Source organism: Pseudomonas sivasensis, assembly GCF_013778505.1.
GTDB classification, from domain to species: Bacteria; Pseudomonadota; Gammaproteobacteria; order Pseudomonadales; family Pseudomonadaceae; genus Aquipseudomonas; species Aquipseudomonas sivasensis.
In genome coordinates, this window is record NZ_JAAOWU010000003.1 from 116,443 (window position 1) to 134,274 (window position 17,832).

General features: G+C 61.1%; 14 protein-coding genes. 3 read left to right on the forward strand and 11 right to left on the reverse strand.

Features of this window, described 5'->3' with window-relative positions; genetic code table 11:
- Position 1: 1 nt before the first annotated feature.
- The 4 genes from G9Q84_RS06890 to G9Q84_RS06905 all read right to left on the reverse strand — a co-directional run bounded on the left by G9Q84_RS06890 (position 2) and on the right by G9Q84_RS06905 (position 4,933).
- On the reverse strand, positions 2-1,132 hold the full coding sequence (locus G9Q84_RS06890; RefSeq protein WP_122756115.1) for an efflux RND transporter periplasmic adaptor subunit: 1,131 nt from the start codon (positions 1,130-1,132) through the stop codon (positions 2-4).
- Between the two features lie 201 nt (positions 1,133-1,333).
- Positions 1,334-2,431 (reverse strand): DUF1513 domain-containing protein, encoded by a 1,098-nt coding sequence (locus G9Q84_RS06895; protein ID WP_122756116.1) that lies wholly within the window; start codon positions 2,429-2,431, stop codon positions 1,334-1,336.
- Positions 2,432-2,433: 2 nt separating this feature from the next.
- Positions 2,434-3,498 carry an imelysin family protein gene (locus tag G9Q84_RS06900; RefSeq protein WP_032890843.1) on the reverse strand — a complete coding sequence of 355 codons (1,065 nt, stop codon included), beginning with the start codon at positions 3,496-3,498 and terminating at the stop codon, positions 2,434-2,436.
- 31 nt (positions 3,499-3,529) lie between these two features.
- Positions 3,530-4,933 (reverse strand): di-heme oxidoreductase family protein, encoded by a 1,404-nt coding sequence (locus tag G9Q84_RS06905; RefSeq protein WP_420875413.1) that lies wholly within the window; start codon positions 4,931-4,933, stop codon positions 3,530-3,532.
- A gap of 174 nt (positions 4,934-5,107) precedes the next feature.
- On the opposite strand from G9Q84_RS06905, the gene G9Q84_RS06910 reads away from it, so the two are divergent.
- The gene (locus G9Q84_RS06910; protein WP_032890847.1) at positions 5,108-5,671 is read left to right on the forward strand and encodes an NAD(P)H nitroreductase; all 564 of its coding nucleotides are present in this window, start codon (positions 5,108-5,110) and stop codon (positions 5,669-5,671) included.
- A 125-nt stretch (positions 5,672-5,796) separates the two neighbouring features.
- On the opposite strand, the gene G9Q84_RS06915 is transcribed toward G9Q84_RS06910, so the two are convergent.
- The 7 genes from G9Q84_RS06915 to gap all read right to left on the reverse strand — a co-directional run bounded on the left by G9Q84_RS06915 (position 5,797) and on the right by gap (position 14,824).
- On the reverse strand, positions 5,797-7,935 hold the full coding sequence (locus tag G9Q84_RS06915; RefSeq protein WP_095185784.1) for a methyl-accepting chemotaxis protein: 2,139 nt from the start codon (positions 7,933-7,935) through the stop codon (positions 5,797-5,799).
- A gap of 136 nt (positions 7,936-8,071) precedes the next feature.
- Entirely contained in the window at positions 8,072-8,473 is a 402-nt protein-coding gene (locus tag G9Q84_RS06920; RefSeq protein WP_122756118.1) for a YbaN family protein, read from the reverse strand.
- Between the two features lie 171 nt (positions 8,474-8,644).
- Positions 8,645-9,253, reverse strand: coding sequence for a biliverdin-producing heme oxygenase (locus G9Q84_RS06925; RefSeq protein ID WP_095185783.1), 609 nt, complete (start codon positions 9,251-9,253; stop codon positions 8,645-8,647).
- A gap of 134 nt (positions 9,254-9,387) precedes the next feature.
- Positions 9,388-11,952, reverse strand: a complete 2,565-nt coding sequence (locus G9Q84_RS06930; RefSeq protein ID WP_099602749.1) for a TonB-dependent receptor — start codon at positions 11,950-11,952, stop codon at positions 9,388-9,390.
- A 115-nt stretch (positions 11,953-12,067) separates the two neighbouring features.
- Entirely contained in the window at positions 12,068-13,036 is a 969-nt protein-coding gene (locus tag G9Q84_RS06935) for a FecR family protein (protein ID WP_122680786.1), read from the reverse strand.
- 74 nt (positions 13,037-13,110) lie between these two features.
- The gene (locus tag G9Q84_RS06940) at positions 13,111-13,629 is read right to left on the reverse strand and encodes a sigma-70 family RNA polymerase sigma factor (protein WP_122756119.1); all 519 of its coding nucleotides are present in this window, start codon (positions 13,627-13,629) and stop codon (positions 13,111-13,113) included.
- 193 nt (positions 13,630-13,822) lie between these two features.
- Positions 13,823-14,824, reverse strand: coding sequence for a type I glyceraldehyde-3-phosphate dehydrogenase (gap, locus tag G9Q84_RS06945; protein WP_032890857.1), 1,002 nt, complete (start codon positions 14,822-14,824; stop codon positions 13,823-13,825).
- Between the two features lie 221 nt (positions 14,825-15,045).
- On the opposite strand from gap, the gene edd reads away from it, so the two are divergent.
- Together edd and G9Q84_RS06955 are read left to right on the forward strand one after the other, a co-directional pair.
- A complete protein-coding gene (edd, locus tag G9Q84_RS06950) occupies positions 15,046-16,872 on the forward strand; it encodes a phosphogluconate dehydratase (protein WP_032890858.1) in 1,827 nt (608 codons plus the stop codon).
- Positions 16,869-17,825, forward strand: a complete 957-nt coding sequence (locus G9Q84_RS06955; RefSeq protein ID WP_032890859.1) for a glucokinase — start codon at positions 16,869-16,871, stop codon at positions 17,823-17,825. Before edd ends, G9Q84_RS06955 begins: the two co-directional genes overlap by 4 nt.
- The last annotated feature ends 7 nt before the right edge of the window (positions 17,826-17,832 follow it).

Here is a 17,832-nt window from a genome sequence, read left to right on the forward strand (position 1 = left end):
CTCAGTGCCCTGCCGGCAGGTTTTTGTCCGGACTGATGGCGATGGGCGTGCCGTTATCCAGCTTGAGCTGACCGGCGCTGACCACCTGCTCACCGGCGCTCAAGCCCTTGCTCACCAGCACCAGGCCGCCGCGTCGTTCGCCGGTCTCGACAAAGCGTCGCTCGGCGACCAGCAGCGGTTGGCCATTGGCGTCCTTTTCCAGCTCGCCGCTTTCGTTCTTCTTCTCGGCCACGGCGTACACCGAGTTGCCGTAGAGGGTGTAGGTAATTGCGCTTTCCGGCACCACGATCTGTGCGGTGGGGTTGGGCAGCAAGACGTCGAGGCTGGTGAACATGCCGGGCAGCAGTGTGTTGTCCGGGTTGGCCAGGGTGGCGCGCACCAGGACATTGCGTGTGCTGTCCTCGACCTTGGGGTTGATTGCGCTGATGCGACCGGGGAATTGCTGCCCGGGGTAGGCTGAGACCTGCACCTGCACGGTTTGGCCGATGGCGACCTTGGGCACCGCGTGCTCGGGGATATAGAAGTCGACATACAGGCTGCTGATGTCCTGCAAGGTGGCGATCACCGTGCCGCTGGCCAGGTAGTCGCCCACGTCCACCTGGCGAATGCCGATGGTGCCGCTGAACGGCGCGACAATATGCTTCTTCGCCAGCGAGGCCTTGAGCTGGTTGACCGTGGCTTTGTTCTTTTGCAGTTGCGCGGACAGGCGGTCGAACTCGCCTTTGGAAATCGCCTGGCTGCCCACCAACTGGCTGCCGCGTCCGTAGTCCAGCTGGGCCAGGCCCAAGTCGGCCTGGGCAGTTTCCAGCAGCGCGCTTTCTACGGCGCTGTCCAGTTGCACCAGGGGTTGCCCGGCCTTGACCTTCTGCCCGGATTCGAACTGCACGTCTTTGACCGTTCCCGCAATTTCCAGGCTCAGGTTGACGCCTTGGAAAGCCTTGAGCGTGCCTACCGACGGTAGGCGTTGCTGCCATGGCTGCTCGACAGCGGTGGCGACGGCGACACTCACGGGCGGCTTGGGTTTGGAAAAGACCTGGATCTGCTGATAGATGGAAAAGGCTTTATAGCCCGCCAGCAGCAGGACGATTAACAGGACGACACCCAACATGATCAGCATGCGACGGCGCAGCATATTCCGGTTCCTTGGAAAAACTGAGACAGACGAAAACAGACAAGCTCGAAACATTACTCCGAGTGTAGTGGGGATTCCAGACGGTATTTTTGACAGGTCAACGACCCTGTAATAGCCCGACTTGCCGGCGATGGCGCATTCAAGCCCTGCGGCGATTTGAAGTACACCATCGCCGGCAAATCGGGCGGCTACAGGGGGATGTCAGATCAAGTGGAGATGGTTGTCCCAGAGCCCTGCTGGTAATTCCAGCGGTTTGGCGACCAACTGTTTCTGGCGGCAATCGTAGTAGCGGCAACGGCCTTGGCCGGAGGTGACGACAAACCCATCCTCTACTGCACCGACCCCTGCGCAATCGGGTAACGGACCATCAAGACGCAGTTCGCCGCTGTCCATGTCCCAGATAAAGAAGCGATTGCCACGTGGCGCCGTCAATGCCACCAGGCGCAACTCGCTGTGCACCGCGACGCTGGCGGTGTAATGCCCCATGGCCTGCAATTGCTCGTCTGCCACTGGAAACGCCACGAACGGTTGCCCCGGACGCTTGATCGCCAGCAACTCGGAACGCTCCTGGGACGGCCCCATGAACTGCTGCCCGGTAAGGATGGTGCCATCGCTGGCGATGCCCATATGGCGCACGCTGTTCATCTGCTTGGCCAGGGTTTCCTTGCTGATGAGCGTGCCATCGCGCTGCATCAACACCAGGCTCGGCTCCATGGCATTGAGGTTCATCTCCACGCGGCTTTCGGCTTCGGTGCGAATGCCTCCATTGGCCACGATCAACGTCTCGCCGTCGGGCATCCATGACACCTGGTGCGGGCCAATGCCGTGGGTGGAAAGTTCGCCGCTGTGCACCAGCCGCTCGCCTTCGAACTTATACACACCGAGCAAGCCACGGCCGGGGTCTGACGTATCGTTCTCGGTGGCGTACAGCCAGTCGCCGCTCTTGTGAATCACCGCATGGCCGTAGAAGTGGCGATTGGTGTTCGAGGTGATGGTTTGCAGCAGCGCGCCATCACGCAGGTCGATCAGGTAACTTTCGGTGCCTGGGCGACGGGCGACGAACAACGCAATCGGCAGTGTCGGGTGGTTGATGATGTCGTGGCAGCGCTGGCCGACCTGAGTGGCAAACACTTGCTTGCCGTCCAAGTGATAGCCCACGGCGTAGTGCTTGCCGTCTGCATCATCGCGCGCCGACAGCAGCAGCGGCCCCTTGTCTTTCTGCTTGAACAACGTCCAACCACCCAGCGTGAGTGCGCTGAGCAGTACGCTGCCAACCGCCAAAGCCTGTCGCCTGAGCATCATCAGTCACCGTCGTTGGCGTTAAAGCCCAGTTGGATGCCCAGCGCCTTGGCCAGTTCGCCTTCGTGCAGGCGGTGGACGACGTTGAGGCTGTCATAGATGTCGTTGAGTTGCTGGCGACCGGCGTCATCGTTCAACAGTTCGTTGAGGGTGCGCTGGTTGCTGGCGAACAGTTTCAGGGACGCGGCGTAGGCGGCGTCGATTTTGTCGGCCAATGGTTTCTGATCCGACGGCAGCAGGCCACGCAGGCCTTTGTTGTCGACGCCGACCCATACGGTCTGGGCGGCAGCAAGGCTGGCCTCCAGGCTTTGCAGGGACGACTGGCTGCGCCACGCGTCGGCCTGGAACGGCTGCGGGATGCCCTTGGTCTGGCGGCCCATGGGCGTGCCGAGTTTTTTCTTCAGGCTGTCTAGGGCGGTCACTTGGACGCGCAGCAGGTCGGCGATGGCTTCGTGGGAATCGGCGTAGCGCTGGTTCGGAAACTTGGTCATCTGCGCGAGCATGCCATCGGTGCTGTTCCAGCTGGCTAGGATCTCTTCGGCCAGGGTTTTCTGACGCTCGCCGATGGCCACCAACAGTGGGCAATAACGGGCTTTGTTCGCATCGTCGGCGATGTCGGTCTTGGCGTCGTAGAGGATGTATTCGTAGGCCGACAGGCCTTGCACGACTACGCTGGACTTGGCCAGGGCGGCGCCGTCGATCTGCGGCTGGCTGGTGACCAATTGCTCGACCTGGCGCCCGACCAGGTTTTTCTTGTCCGGCCAGAACTGTATTTGCCATGCACGGTTGCCCTCGGCCAGCGGGCCGATCAGCAGCGGTTGCAACTCGGCCCAGGCTTTTTGCGCATGGATGAAGTCGGCGCGGGCGGTGTCCAGGCTTTCCTTGCCCTGGCAGTAGGCGAGGGCGCTGACGGCCAACTGACGGTCGGCTTCGACCCAGCGGCTGTAGGTCGGCAGGATCACTTGTTTGGCGATCGCTGCAGAGGTCACAGCTTGCGGGTCTTGTGGCGAGCAGGCGCCCAGGGCGAGGGCGGCCAGGCTGGTGAACAACAACTTGGGACGGAACATGTCGAGCTCCCTTCTGTAAGTGGGGCGAAGCTTATAAAGAATTCAGGAACGCCAGCAACGCAGCGCGCTGTTCGGCATTAAAGGACAACACATGCTGCTGCGCCGCTTGTGCCTCACCGCCGTGCCAGAGCACGGCTTCCAGCAGGTTGCGGGCGCGACCGTCATGCAGAAACTGGGTATGGCCACTTACGGTGTGTGTCAGGCCAATGCCCCACAACGGCGGCGTGCGCCAGTCGCGGCCACCGGCCTTGAATTCGCTGCGGTTGTCGGCCAGGCCATCGCCCATGTCGTGCAACAGCAAATCGCTATAGGGACGGATCACTTGGTTGGCCAATTCAGGCTCGGCGGCATTGGCTGAGGTGGTGAACGTCGGCTTGTGGCACCCCTGGCAACCGGCCTGGAAGAACAGGTTTTTCCCGGCCAGGACTTGCGGATCGTTGACCTGGCGGCGCACGGGCACGGCAAGGTTACGGGTGTAGAACAGCACCAGGCGCAGAATGTTATCGCTGACTTCCGGCTCGCCATCGGCGCCATTGCCGTTGGGCGCCTGTTTGCAGGCCACTTGGGCTTCGGTGCAGTCATCGAAGGGTCTCAGGGACGTAGTGAGGCCCATATCACCAGAAAACGCGTGAACATTTTGTTGATTGAGGTTGGGTTGTCCGGCTTTCCAGCCAAAACGCCCGAGCACGGTTTTTTGCTCGGCGTCATCCCAGACCTGATTGGCGCGGCCGACGATGGCTTCTTTATCGGCGGTTTTGGGGTCGGTATTGCGCAGGATGTCCGCGTCGCTGATGGCTTCAAGCAGGCCAAGGCCGATCATCGGCGGGGCGATGCGCGCCGAAAAACGGGTGTCGGGGTGCATTGGGCCATAGCCGAGTTGGGTGATCTGCAGATCCGGCTTGCGCAGCTCGACGACGGTGCCGTCCTTGAAGGTGACGTTGACCGGTGTGTAGTCGACCCGCACTTTGCCTTCCGGAGTGACGCCGGGCACGGCCATGTCCTGCAATTGCCCGCCGTATGTCGGCTCTGGCACCACGCCTGCTTGCTCGATGAGTTTGGCGTAGGGTTGCTGATCCTGAGTTGGCAGGGCGATCGACAGGCGCACCAGCATCGAGACCGCATTGGCTGCGTCGGGCAACGGCGGGTGGCCACGGCCGTCCTTGATGTGGCAGTTCTGGCAAGCGTTGGTGTTGAACAACGGTCCCAGGCCATCACGGGCGGTGGTGGTGGACGGCGCGATCACCCAAGGACTGCGAAAGAAACTGTTGCCGACGCTGAAGTCCAAGCGGCGCGTCGGCGACAAGTTGGCCGACGGCAGGGAAAACGCGTTCTGGTCGCGCTTATTCACCGTCGTCGCGCCGCCTGCCCGCGATTCACCCGGCTCGGCCTTGGTGAACCTGGGGGCGTCATCGCACGCAGTCAGGCCCAAGGCCATGCATACGACGGACAGACGAAGAAGCGAACGGAACATCGAGTTTCCTGAACGAGCGTGAAAAATATGGTCGCAAAGTCTAACAGGGCCGGGGGGAATGAATAAGAGCAATTATCGTTTGGTGGTCGCCGGTTTATTCCCGCTAGAATGACCGCACATTTTTTCTGGAGGTGGCCAATGCAGGCTCTCGACGCTTTGCTCAACCGTGTTTCCGTGCCGCGTTTGCTGGAGCCGGCACCGACCCAGGAGCAGCGCGACGTGCTGTTCGCCGCTGCCATGCGTGCACCCGACCACGGTCAATTGCGCCCTTGGCGTTTCCTCACCGTAGAAGGCGCCGCCCGTGAGCAGATGGGGACGCTGCTGGCCGAGGCTGCACGCCTGCAAGACGCCGACGCCCCGCAAGCCGCCATCGACAAGGCCCAGAACGGCCCATTGCGCGCACCGTTGGTGGTGGTGGTGATCGCCCGTTTGCAGGAGCACTTCAAGGTACCCAAGTCTGAGCAACTGCTGGCGGCGGCCTGTGCGGCCCACGGCATTCTGTTGGCGGCCTATGCCCAAGGGATTGGTGCGGTGTGGCGTACGGGTGAGTTGTCCTACTCGGCCCACGTTGCCAAAGGCCTGGGGCTGACGGCGGATGAGGAAGTGATTGGCTTCCTCTATTTGGGTACCCCGCAGAACCCGCCGCGTACGGCGCCGAAGGAAGATGTGGCGGCGTTTGTGCAGGCTTGGACGGGTCTCTAAGCAGTACGCGATCAAAATGTGGGAGGGGGCTTGCCCCCGATAGCGGTGTCTCAGTCAATGAATCTGCTGACTGACACACCGCTATCGGGGGCAGGCCCCCTCCCACATTTCACCTGTGGTGTTTCTTAAACCTTGAACTGATCCATGAGTTTCATCTGCTGGCTGGCCAACGCATTGAGTTGGCTGCTGATAGCCGCCGATTCGGTGGCCTGGCCGGTGAGGGTTTCGGTCACGGTGCGGATCGCCGAGACGTTACGGTTGACCTCTTCGGCCACCGCGCTCTGTTGTTCGGCGGCGCTGGCGATTTGCAGGTTCATGTCGCTGATCACCGTCACGGCGTCGCTGATCTTGCCCAAGGCCTGCACGGCCTGATGGATCTGCCCGGCATTGCTCTGGGCCTGGCTTTGGCTTGAGTGCATCGTCGCGACCACGCCACGGGTGCCGCTCTGGATGCGTTCGATCACCAGGCGGATCTCCTCCACGGAATCCTGGGTGCGCTTGGCCAAGTTACGGACTTCGTCGGCCACCACCGCAAAGCCGCGGCCGCTTTCGCCCGCGCGTGCCGCTTCAATCGCCGCGTTCAGCGCCAGCAGGTTGGTCTGTTCGGCAATGCTGCGGATCACTTCCAGCACCGAACCGATTTGCTCGCTGTTGACTGCCAGGGCTTCGACTTCGCCCACGGCCCTGCTGACTTCTTCGGCGAGGATCGTGATATCCCGCGTACTCTTTTCAATGATCTGCATGCCTTCGCGCGCCGACTGATCGGCACCGCGTGCCGCGCTGGCGGCATTCGAGGCGCTGTTGGCGACGTCATGGGCGGTGGCGCTCATTTCGTTGGACGCCGTGGCCACTTGGTCGATTTCACGGAACTGCACCTGCATGCCTTCGCTGGTCTGGCGGGCGATGGCCGAGGACTGGTCCGCCGTGCCGCGGGCCTCGGTGATGCTTTGCTTGATCTGGGCGATAGTCGGTTGCAGCTTGTCGAGGAAGCGGTTGAACCAGTTCACCAGTTCGCCCAGTTCATCCTTTTTACTGTAGGCCAAGCGTTGGGTGAGGTCGCCGTCGCCGCTGGCGATGTCCTTGAGCATCGCGGCCACGCTGTTGATCGGGCGGGTTACGCCGGTGGCGGTCAGCCAGATCAGCAGCAAACCCAGGAGCCCGGCGGCAGCGCCCACCAGCAAGGCCTTGAGGGTGCCGGTCGCCTGGGCTTTGTCGAGGACCTCCTGCAGTTTTACGGTGTCGGCCAGCATCACGTGTTTGGGCAGTTTAATCACCACCCCCCAGGCTTTGGCATCGGCGATCGGCTTGACTGCGTAGACCGCACGAATCGTATCGCCCTGCTCAAGATTGACGTGGCTGTCATTGGCCAGCAGTTGCACGATCTCATTGCCCTCGGCGCCCAGCGTATCGATCAGATTTTTGCCGACCCGCGCAGGCTCGCCGCTGTAGGCGGCAATCAGACCGGTGCTGGAGATAACCTCCAGGTGCGCGGCGCCATCGAACAGCGTCTTTTGGGCCGCATCAGCCAGGGTTTGCAGGCTGTTGAGCGCAATGTCCACACCCACCACACCAATCACTTTTCCATCCACCAGCAGCGGTTGGGAAATGGTGGTCATCAGTACCGGTTTGCCGGCCACAGTGTCTTCGTACGGATCCAAGAGGCAGGTGCTGCGGGTGTCACGTGGGCAGGTGTACCAGATGTTGTAGGGTGTGCCGTTTAGGTTGGGGGTGGTCTTGGTCAGGTCTTCCTCGACCATGATGGTGTTCAGGCCTTCACCCCCGGCACGGCTCCAGTAGCTGGAAAAGCGGCCTTTTTCATTGGAGACGCGGGCCTTGTCGTTGATGAATTCGCTGTCCTTACCGTCCAAGCCATCGGGCTCGAACGACAGCCAGATTCCGAGCACCTTGTTGTTGCGTTCAAAGGCGGTTTTCAGGCTCTGATTGAGTTCTTCGCGAAGGGCTGCGGGCTCCAGAGCACGTTTGGCGGCGAGGTTGCGCAAGTCTTTGACTTGGTCGGCCAGGGCGGTGACCGCGGTTAGATTCTCGCCGAAGGTTTTCTGCAACTGCACCGCTTGTTCAGCGGCCCTTGCCTGCAACAGGCTTTGCACGCTGCTGGTGAGCATGCGTGAACTTGAATCGCTGATCAGATGGTCGTTCTGGTCCGTTTCGTACAGATTGATGCTCACGATCAGCGTAATCACCCCCAGCAGGCAAAGGCCGGACAGCAGCACGATTTTCAAGCGGATAGAGAGGGTGTCGAACATAGGTTCACTCACGAATGGTCTTGTTGGAATGCACAGCACGGCCAAGTCCATTCAGCGCTATATCCGGAGCATCGGCGCGGTAGGGGCTTTCATGAGCAGAAGGCGATGGGCGGTAGGAAAACGCCTACAGGTAGGGTTATACGGGCTGTGCGAGCCGTTCGGGGCGTGACCAGATCCACAGATTGCCCAGGCTCATCCCGGCAATCGCCAGGTAGATGGGCCAGCCATGGTCGAGCATCACCAGCATCAGGATCGCGCACAACAGCATGCTCACGGTGGCGCTGACTTTGGCCCGGCGCGCGATGATCTTGCCGTTGCGCCAGTTGAACAGGATCGGCCCAAACAGGCGGTGGTTTTCCAGCCAGGCGCTGAGGCGTGGCGAGCTTTTGGTCGCGGCCCAGGTGGCCAGCAGGATGAACTCGGTGGTGGGCAAACCGGGTATCACAATCGCCACCAGCCCGATGCCCAGGCTGACATAGGCCAGCAGGCCGAACAGGATCTGTGCGATTTTCGAGGTGGATTGGGTTTTGCCAGTCATGGTGAAGCTTTTCTTGGGGAAGGTTACAAAAAAGTCCGAACTTAAATGCGATCAAAATGTGGGAGGGGGCTTGCCCCCGATGGCGGTGGGTCAGTTACCTATTTGTTGGCTGATGCACCGCTATCGGGGGCAAACCCCCTCCCACATTGGGTTGCATTTCAATTTGCGGGATCAGGCCAGTTCAGGGGCGCTAGCGTACGCCTGTTCCAGCAACACGGTGAAGCGCACAAACGCATCCACCGCGCCTTTTTCTACTGCGGCCTCTTCCTCGGGGCTGAATTGCAGGCCGTCGAGGGTGCGGGTGAAGCGCTTCCAGCCTTCGGCACGACCGCCGGCTGGCTCACCCAAGTGGCGGGCCCCAAAGGTTTCGCTCAAGCCGAGGCCTACGGCGCGCTTGATCAGGAACGCGGCGCCCAACTTGGAGCCTTCCGAGACGAACAGCCAGCCCAGGGCTTCGGCTTTGCTCGGGTTGCTCACTGCACCGGCCACCGCGGCCGGTACTTCGGTGTCCAGGTCGGCGAGGTCCAGCTTGGCGGCTTCGGCGCGGCAGCGTGCGGCCAGGTCAGGCACGATCTTGATCAGTTCGGCGTCGTTGTACAGGGCCACCAGTTCCGACTGGAACAGGTACTGCGCCACCACGAAACGGGCAAAGTTGGCCTGGGTTTCGAACGGGGCATGGGCCTTCACCAGTGCATCCAGCTTGGTGTGCGGCTCGTTGGTGATCTGGTTCAGGCGCTGGGAGCGCAGGCTTGGACGTTCTGCGTTAGGAGAAGCGGTCATGAAAAAGTCCTTGAGAAGGGGAGCGCCTTGGTGCCCGAAAGAGAGCGGTTATCAACTAGACGAACAAGAAGACGCGGCACAGTAAAAAATCCTCACCTCGTCGTTGATATTTCGACGAGGTGAGAAGGGCTTGGTCAGATATCCCAGATCACGTTAATCGCAAAGTTGCGGCCGGGCTGGGTGAGGCGGTCGAGGTTGGCCGGGCCGGTTACCGCGGCTTCGCCGACGCTGTCGTAGCTGCGTACGTCATCCCAGTTCCAGTACTTCTTGTCGGTGAGGTTGTAGAGGCCGCCGTTGATGGTCACGTCGTTGGTGACTTTGTAGTAGGCGGTCAGGTCGACAACGCCGAAGCCGGGGGTTTTGAATGGGCCGCTGGTGTCGCCGTCCGGCGCGTGGAAGGTGGAGCTGTCTACGCGATTCTGCTTCTTCACCAGGGTCCAGCTCAGCAGGCCACCGTAATTGTCCTGGTCGTAGCCCAGGCCGAACACGCCCTTGAGCGGGTTGACGCTGTTCAGCGGTTCGCCGTTTTGGTCGTTGCGACCGTAGGCATAGGAGACCGCCCCCTGGGTGTATAGGCCTTGTGGGGCACCGAATGCATCCAGGTTCAGGCGGCCCTTGGCTTCGGCGCCCTTGACGCTGGCGCGCTTGATATTGACGGCTTGGAACTGCTCGGCAGTGCCGCCGACCACGACGTTGTCTTCGTCGATAAAGTCGCGGTATTTGTTATAGAACACCGCCACCTCAAAGGAACCCTCGTCGAACTTGCCGCGAATCCCGGTTTCGATGCCTTTGCTGGTCTCCGGCTTGAGGTCCGGATTGGGTTCGACGGTGTAGCCTAGGTTCAAGTTTTCAAAGCGGCCGTACAGCGACTTGGCGGACGGTGTGCGGAAACCTTCGGCGTATTGGCCGAACCAGGTGTATTGGTCCGTCAGCGCGTAGGTCAGGCCAAACTTGGGCGTCACGCGGTGCCAGGTTTTCTTCTTGTCGCTCACCGTTTCCGCACCTGTCGGGTTGACGGTGTTGAGGAATTCCTGGGTCAGCTTGGGTTTGAGCTGGGTGTAGTCATAGCGCACGGCGGGGAGGAAGGTCCATTTGTCCCAAGTGATCTGGTCCTGTGCGAACAGCGAATAGGTGTTGATGGTCGGGTCGGGGAAGTCGCTGGCCTTCTTCACGCTATCGGAGGCCATCGGGCTGGGCGCGCCGATGGCGGTGCAACCGCTGCCGACGGCCACGCAGGTCGCGCTGCCCTCGCGCGAGCCGGTGACTTTCTGCTGCTTGAGGGTGGTGCCGTAGGTCACTTGGTGATCGGTTTCACCAAGGCTGAACGCTTTGTCCAACTGTGCATCGAAAACCCACTGTTTTTCCTGGTAGAGCGTGTCGCGGGTGCGCAGGACGCGACGACCGGATTGATAGATTTCGGCGGTGGTCTGGTCGGTCTTGGCGATCTGGTAATTGACGCTGGTCTTGATGCGGTCGGCAATCGGCGACTCAAGGGCGAAGCTGTTTTCCAGGCCGAAACGTTCACGGGTGATGGTGTCGTTACCACGACGATCACGGTAGAGGTTGAAGCCTCGGCCGCCGATGAACGGGCCGCCCACCGCGTTCTTCAGGTTGACGTCGCGATCATCCTTGTACTTCTCGTACGTCAGACCCAGGCGGTTGTCATCGCCATAGTTCCAGCCGAGCTTCGCCAGGATGTTAGTGGTGCGCGCTTCTTCCGGGTTGGCGCCTGTGCGATCCAGGCCGGTGGCGTTGTTGCCGTCGTAGGACTCAGTTTCGTGACCGTTGCGCTGGCTCAGGTGCAGCAAACCGTCGAAGTCTTGAACGCGGCCGGCGAAGGTGCCAGAGGTCAGCCAACTTTCGTCGGCGGAGCTGTAGCCGGTCTTCAGGCGGGCGCCGAAGTCTTGGCCTGGCTTGATGATGTCAACCGGGTCGAGGGTGAAGTAACTGACGGCGCCGCCGATGGCGCTGCTGCCGTAGAGGGCCGACGCCGGCCCGCGCAGGATTTCCACGCGCTTTACGATTTCCGGGTCGACGTAGTTGCGGCGGGTCTTGGCGTAGGGGCCGTTGAAGAAGTTGCCCGGCACTTCCACACCGTCCACTTGAGTAAGGATACGGTCGCCATCGATGCCGCGAATGTTGAAGCCGGCATTACCTGCTCGTGTACCAGCGCCGCCCACCGAGACGCCGGGCTCGTAGCGCACCAGTTCCCGGATGTTGTTGACGTTCTGGCGGTCCAGTTCCTCACGCTCATGCACGCTGACGGTACTCGGCACGCTGTTCACATCCTGCGCGTTACGGGTTGCGCTGATGGTCACCTGTTGCAGATTGAGGGTGCTGCCCGCTGCGCGCTTTTCCAGCACGATGTTGTTATTGCCCAGTTTGCGGTAGCTCAGGTTGGTCCCCACCAACAGCCGGTCCAACGCTTTTTCTGGCGACAACGGGCCGCGTGCGCCAGGAGACGACACGCCCTGGCCCAGCTCTGCGGGCAGGCCGACTTGCCAGCCGGTCACGGCAGTAAAGGCGTTGAGCGCCGAGACCAGCGGCTGCTGTTCGATGCTGAAGGTGTAGTTGCCCTGGCTGCGCGAAACCGGTTCGGCAGCGGTGGCGGCCATGGCCGGCGCGCCCGCCAGCAGGATGGCGGCAGTCAACAAGGACAGGACGGGCGAAGAAGACCGGCGGTTGAAACGAGAGGACATCGAAAGCGCTCCGGGGGACGAATCTTATAGTTGCGAACCGAATCAAATAGGAATCAGTTGCATTGGCTAAGACGAGACGTACCGCCGAAGGTTATCGAGTAAAAATAATTCTCATTTAGTTCAGTATGACCAGCGCCGGGTATTCCGAGAGCTTGGCAGAGGTGATGTGCGCCAGTGAGCGCACGACGTCCAGGGGTTGATCAAGCCGGTAATTGCCGGTGACCGCGACGCTGGCGAGTTGGTCGTTGGTGTTGACGATCCAGCCGGGGTAATAGCGGCGCAACTCGGCGAGCACTTCGCTCATCGGGCAGTTTTCAAAAATCAGCCGGCCTTGCACCCAGGCCAGGTCCTTATTGGCGTCCAGCTTGGCCGGTTGGCCGAAGCCTTTGGGGCCGATGCGGATACTTTCGCCGGCGCGCAGGCGTACGCGGGCATCGTCGAAAGTGTTGCTGAGGTCGACATCACCGCGCTGCACTTGCACCTGGGCCTCGCCATTGAGGTAGCGCACGGCGAAGGCGGTGTCGCGCACGCTGGCGCGCACCGGGCCGGCGTCGATTTCCAGGGGCTGGCCATGGTTGGGCACAACTTCGAAAAAAGCCTCGCCCTGGTACAGGCGGGCGATGCGCTGGTGGTCCTTGATGCTGCTGGAGAACGCCGAGTTGGTGTTCAGCAATACTTTCGAGCCGTCGTCCAATTGCAGACGTTGTCGTTCGCCCACCACGGTGAGGTGGTCGGCCTGCAGGCGCACCGGCAGGTTGCTGAAGCTGAACAGCCCGATCAGCAACACCGCGGCGGTGGCGAGCGGTTTCCAATGGGGTTTGATTCGGCGCCAGGCGCTGGGCTTGCGCGGCGCGGCCAGGGCCACCGCGGCGCTGTGAACCGGCGCGCCACCCCAGGCGGCCTGGGCCTTGGCGAAGGCGTTGACGTGGGCCGGGTCGCGGGCCAGCCAGGCTTCAAACTCGGCCTGCTGCCCAGCTTGCGGGCACTGCAAGGCAATCAGCCAATCCAGGGCCTGGTCCATAGCCGTGTCTTGCAGCACCTCATGAGCCAGCTCATGAGGGCGCAGTTTATTGGGGTCCGTCACGGTGTTCCTCGGGTCTTCGCCACGTTCTATTCATTATTCCTACAGCTCGGGTCGACATTTCTGTCGCGTGCAGCTTAAGGCCGATCCAGCCGGTCGGCCACACCTACGCAGATGGCCATGATCAATTTCAGTTCCTTTTGCACGGTGCTCAGGGACACGTCCAACTGATCGGCAATCTCCTGATAGCTGCACCCGTGCAGGCGGCTGAGGATGAAAATCTGCTGCTGGCGGGCGCTCAATTGGCCCAGGCTGACGCTCAGGTGCTCAAGCAATTGCTCGGCCTGAGTCGCATCTTCGGGGGTGCTGATAGGGGCGGCGACGCTTTGTAGGATGTCCAGCGGGACATCTTCCTGCAGCGTGCGGGCATGGATTCTGCGTGAGCGCAGGTGATCCAGCGCGAGGTTACGTGCGGTTTGATAAACGAAGGGTTCAAGGTGATCGATCGGCCGCTCGCTGAGGGCTCGTGTGACGCGCAGATAGGTTTCCTGCAGCAGGTCCTCGGCGGTGCTGTGGTTATTCACCATCCGCTGCAAGGTGCGTAGCAGAATCACCCGTTGGGTGAGAAAGACTTGGTTGAAGCGAGATTGGCTCACAGTGATACCAGACCGATTTGCAGCAAATGATAATGCTTATCATCAACTCAAATGGCAAGGGGCTATTTCTCTGGGCCTACTTAGAACAATGTGGGAGGGGGCTTGCCCCCGATAGTGGTGTGTCAGTCAACACATTCCTGACTGATACACCGCCATCGGGAGCAAGTCGAATCGCCCCTCCCAAAGGATCGCTTTATTCGGCGTTACACAGCGCCAGGCAGTTATCCAGCATACGGTTGGAGAAGCCCCACTCGTTGTCGTACCAGGCCAATACTTTGAGCAACTTGCCGCTGACCTTGGTGTGATTGGCGTCGAAGATCGACGACAGCGGGTTGTGGTTGAAGTCACTGGAAACCAGCGGAAGGGTGTTGTAACCGAGGATCTTCGAGTGCTGGCTGGCTTCCTTGAGCAGCGCGTTGACCTCTTCGGCAGTGGCTTCTTTCTTCAGCGTTACGGTGAGGTCTACCAAGGACACGTTGATCACCGGCACGCGCACGGCCATGCCGGTCAGCTTGCCCGCCAGTTCCGGCAGCACCAGGCCCACCGCTTCGGCAGCGCCGGTCTTGCTTGGGATCATGTTCTGGGTGGCGGAGCGCGCGCGGTACGGGTCGGTGTGGTAGACGTCGGTCAGGTTCTGGTCGTTGGTGTAGGCGTGGATGGTGGTCATCAGGCCACTCTCGATGCCCAGCTCGCGGTGCAGCACCTGGGCGACCGGCGCCAGGCAGTTGGTGGTGCACGAGGCGTTGGAGATGATCTGGTGGGACTGACGCAGAATGTCGTGGTTCACGCCATACACCACAGTGGCGTCCGCGCCTTTGGCCGGTGCCGAGATGATCACCTTGCGCGCGCCGGCGGTAATATGGGCGGCGGCCTTGTCACGGTCGGTGAACAGACCGGTGCATTCGAATACCACGTCAATCTTGTGTGCAGCCCATGGCAGGTCAGCCGGGTTGCGAATGGCACTCACGGCAATCCGGTCACCGTTGACGGTCAGGCTTTCCTGATCGTGGGCGACCTCTGCGTCGAATGTGCCATGTACGGTGTCGTATTTGAGCAGGTGGGCATTGATCGAGCTGTCGCCGAGATCGTTGATGGCGACGATCTGCAAATCCTGGCGGTAGCCTTGGGTATACAGTGCGCGCAGGACATTACGGCCAATACGGCCAAAACCATTGATTGCGATACGAAGAGTCATTGGAGAGTGCCTGTCGTCGATTTGTTGTAAGAATTACAAGATTATTCGCATAAAAATAGAAAACAAGCCTTTTTAGTGGCAATATTTTGTTCAATCTACAACGAGTGACCTGAATCAACTGGTCCGATGATTCAAACGACACCCTGCCATCCCATGAGCTGCGGGCGTTTGATCAGCATAGACACTCAGGTCGCCACATCCGTTAGCCTGGAGTTCTACACATGCATCCCCGCGTTCTTGAGGTCACCGAACGGCTTATCGCCCGCAGCCGCGCCACACGTGAGGCTTACCTTGCGCTCATTCGCGGCGCCGCCAGCGACGGTCCGATGCGCGGCAAGCTGCAATGCGCCAACTTTGCCCACGGCGTGGCCGGTTGCGGCACCGAAGACAAAAACAGCCTGCGCATGATGAATGCCGCCAACGTGGCAATTGTTTCCTCATATAACGACATGCTGTCGGCGCACCAGCCGTACGAACATTTCCCTGAACAAATAAAGAAAGCTCTGCGTGAAGTCGGCTCGGTCGGCCAGTTCGCTGGTGGTACGCCTGCAATGTGCGACGGTGTGACCCAGGGCGAGCCGGGGATGGAGCTGAGCCTGCTCAGCCGTGAAGTCATTGCCATGTCCACGGCGGTGGCGCTGTCCCACAATATGTTCGACGCCGCACTGATGCTGGGCATCTGCGACAAGATCGTCCCCGGCCTGATGATGGGCGCGCTGCGCTATGGTCACCTGCCGATGATCTTCGTACCGGGCGGCCCGATGCCGTCGGGTATCTCCAACAAGCAGAAAGCCGACGTGCGCCAGCGCTACGCCGAAGGCAAGGCCACTCGCGAAGAGCTGCTGGAATCGGAGATGAAGTCCTACCACAGCCCCGGCACCTGCACCTTCTACGGCACTGCCAACACCAATCAATTGCTGATGGAAGTGATGGGTCTGCACTTGCCGGGCGCCTCATTCGTCAACCCGTACACGCCGCTGCGTGACGCGCTGACCCGTGAAGCCGCGCATCAGGTTACGCGCCTGACCAAGGCCAACGGCAACTTCACGCCGATCGGCGAGATCGTCGACGAGAAATCCATCGTCAACTCCATCGTCGCCCTCAACGCGACCGGCGGGTCCACCAACCACACCCTGCACATGCCGGCCATCGCCATGTCGGCAGGCATCATCCTCACCTGGGACGATATGGCTGACCTCTCCGAGGTGGTGCCGACCCTGTCCCACGTGTATCCAAACGGCAAGGCCGATATCAATCACTTCCAGGCGGCGGGCGGCATGTCGTTCCTGATCCGTGAGCTGCTGGAAGCGGGCCTGCTCCACGAAGACGTCAACACCGTGGCCGGCAAGGGCCTGAGCCGATACATCCAGGAACCGTTCCTGGTCGACGGCGAGCTGGTTTGGCGTGACGGTCCTATCGAAAGCCTCGACGAAACCATCCTGCGGCCCGTGGCCCGTGCGTTCTCGCCGGAAGGTGGTCTGCGCGTGATGGAAGGCAACCTCGGCCGCGGTGTGATGAAAGTCTCTGCGGTAGCCCCAGAGCACCAGATCGTCGAAGCGCCGGCGGTGGTGTTCCAGGATCAGCAGGATCTGGCCGATGCGTTCAAGGCTGGTCAGTTGGAAAAAGATTTCGTCGCGGTGATGCGCTTCCAGGGCCCGCGCTCCAACGGCATGCCCGAGCTGCACAAGATGACGCCGTTCCTGGGTGTGCTGCAGGACCGTGGTTTCAAGGTGGCATTGGTGACAGACGGGCGTATGTCCGGCGCGTCGGGTAAGATTCCCGCCGCGATTCACGTCAACCCCGAAGCCCAGAGCGGCGGGCCGCTGGCGCGAGTACGCGATGGCGATATCATTCGTGTGGATGGCGTTACCGGCACCTTGGAGCTTAAGGTGGACGCCGAAGAATTTGCAGCGCGCACGCCTGCCACGGGCCTTCTGGGCAATAACGTGGGGGCCGGCCGCGAGCTGTTTGGATTTATGCGCTTGGCCGCAAGCTCCGCAGAGCAGGGCGCCAGCGCCTTTACCTCTGCCTTGGAGACGCTTAAGTGAAGTTAGCGCTGGTCGGTGATATCGGGGGTACCAACGCCCGTTTTGCAGTGTGGCGGGATTCGGCACTGCATTCGATTCGGGTGCATGCCACGGCGGATTACCCAACCCCTGAAGAGGCGATCAAGGTCTATCTGAAGGAAGAGGGCCTGGAAATCGGGGACATCGGCGCGGTGTGCCTGTCGGTAGCCGGGCCGGTGAGTGGCGATGAATTCAAATTCACCAACAATCACTGGCGCCTGAGCAAGACGGCGTTCTGCAAGACCTTGCAGGTGGATGAACTGCTGCTGGTCAATGACTTCTCCGCCATGGCCCTGGGGATGACCCGCCTGCAACCCGACGAATTTCGCGTGGTTTGTGAGGGCACGCCGGAGCCGTTGCGACCGGCGGTGGTGATCGGGCCTGGCACTGGCCTGGGCGTCGGCACACTGCTGGATCTCGGCGCAGGTCGTTACGCGGCGTTGCCGGGGGAGGGCGGCCACGTCGACCTGCCCCTGAGCAGCCCTCGGGAAACCCAGTTGTGGCAACACATTTACAACGAGATTGGCCACGTCAGCGCTGAAACGGCGTTGAGCGGTGGCGGCTTGCCGCGTCTGTACCGCGCGATTTGTGCGGTGGACGGTCACGCGCCTGTGCTCGACACGCCCGAAGCCATCACGGCTGCAGGCTTGGCCGGCGACCCGGTGGCGATGGAAGTGTTGGAGCAGTTCAGCGTCTGGCTGGGCCGAGTGGCGGGCAACAATGTGCTGACCACCGGTGGACGCGGTGGTGTGTATATCGTGGGTGGGGTGATTCCGCGGTTTGCCGACTTTTTCATCAACAGCGGCTTTGCCAAGAGTTTCAGCGACAAAGGCTGCATGAGCGACTACTTCAAAGGTATTCCGGTGTGGTTGGTGACCGCGCCGTATTCCGGGTTGACCGGGGCGGGTGTGGCGTTAGAGCAGGCATTTGCTTAGGCAGTGA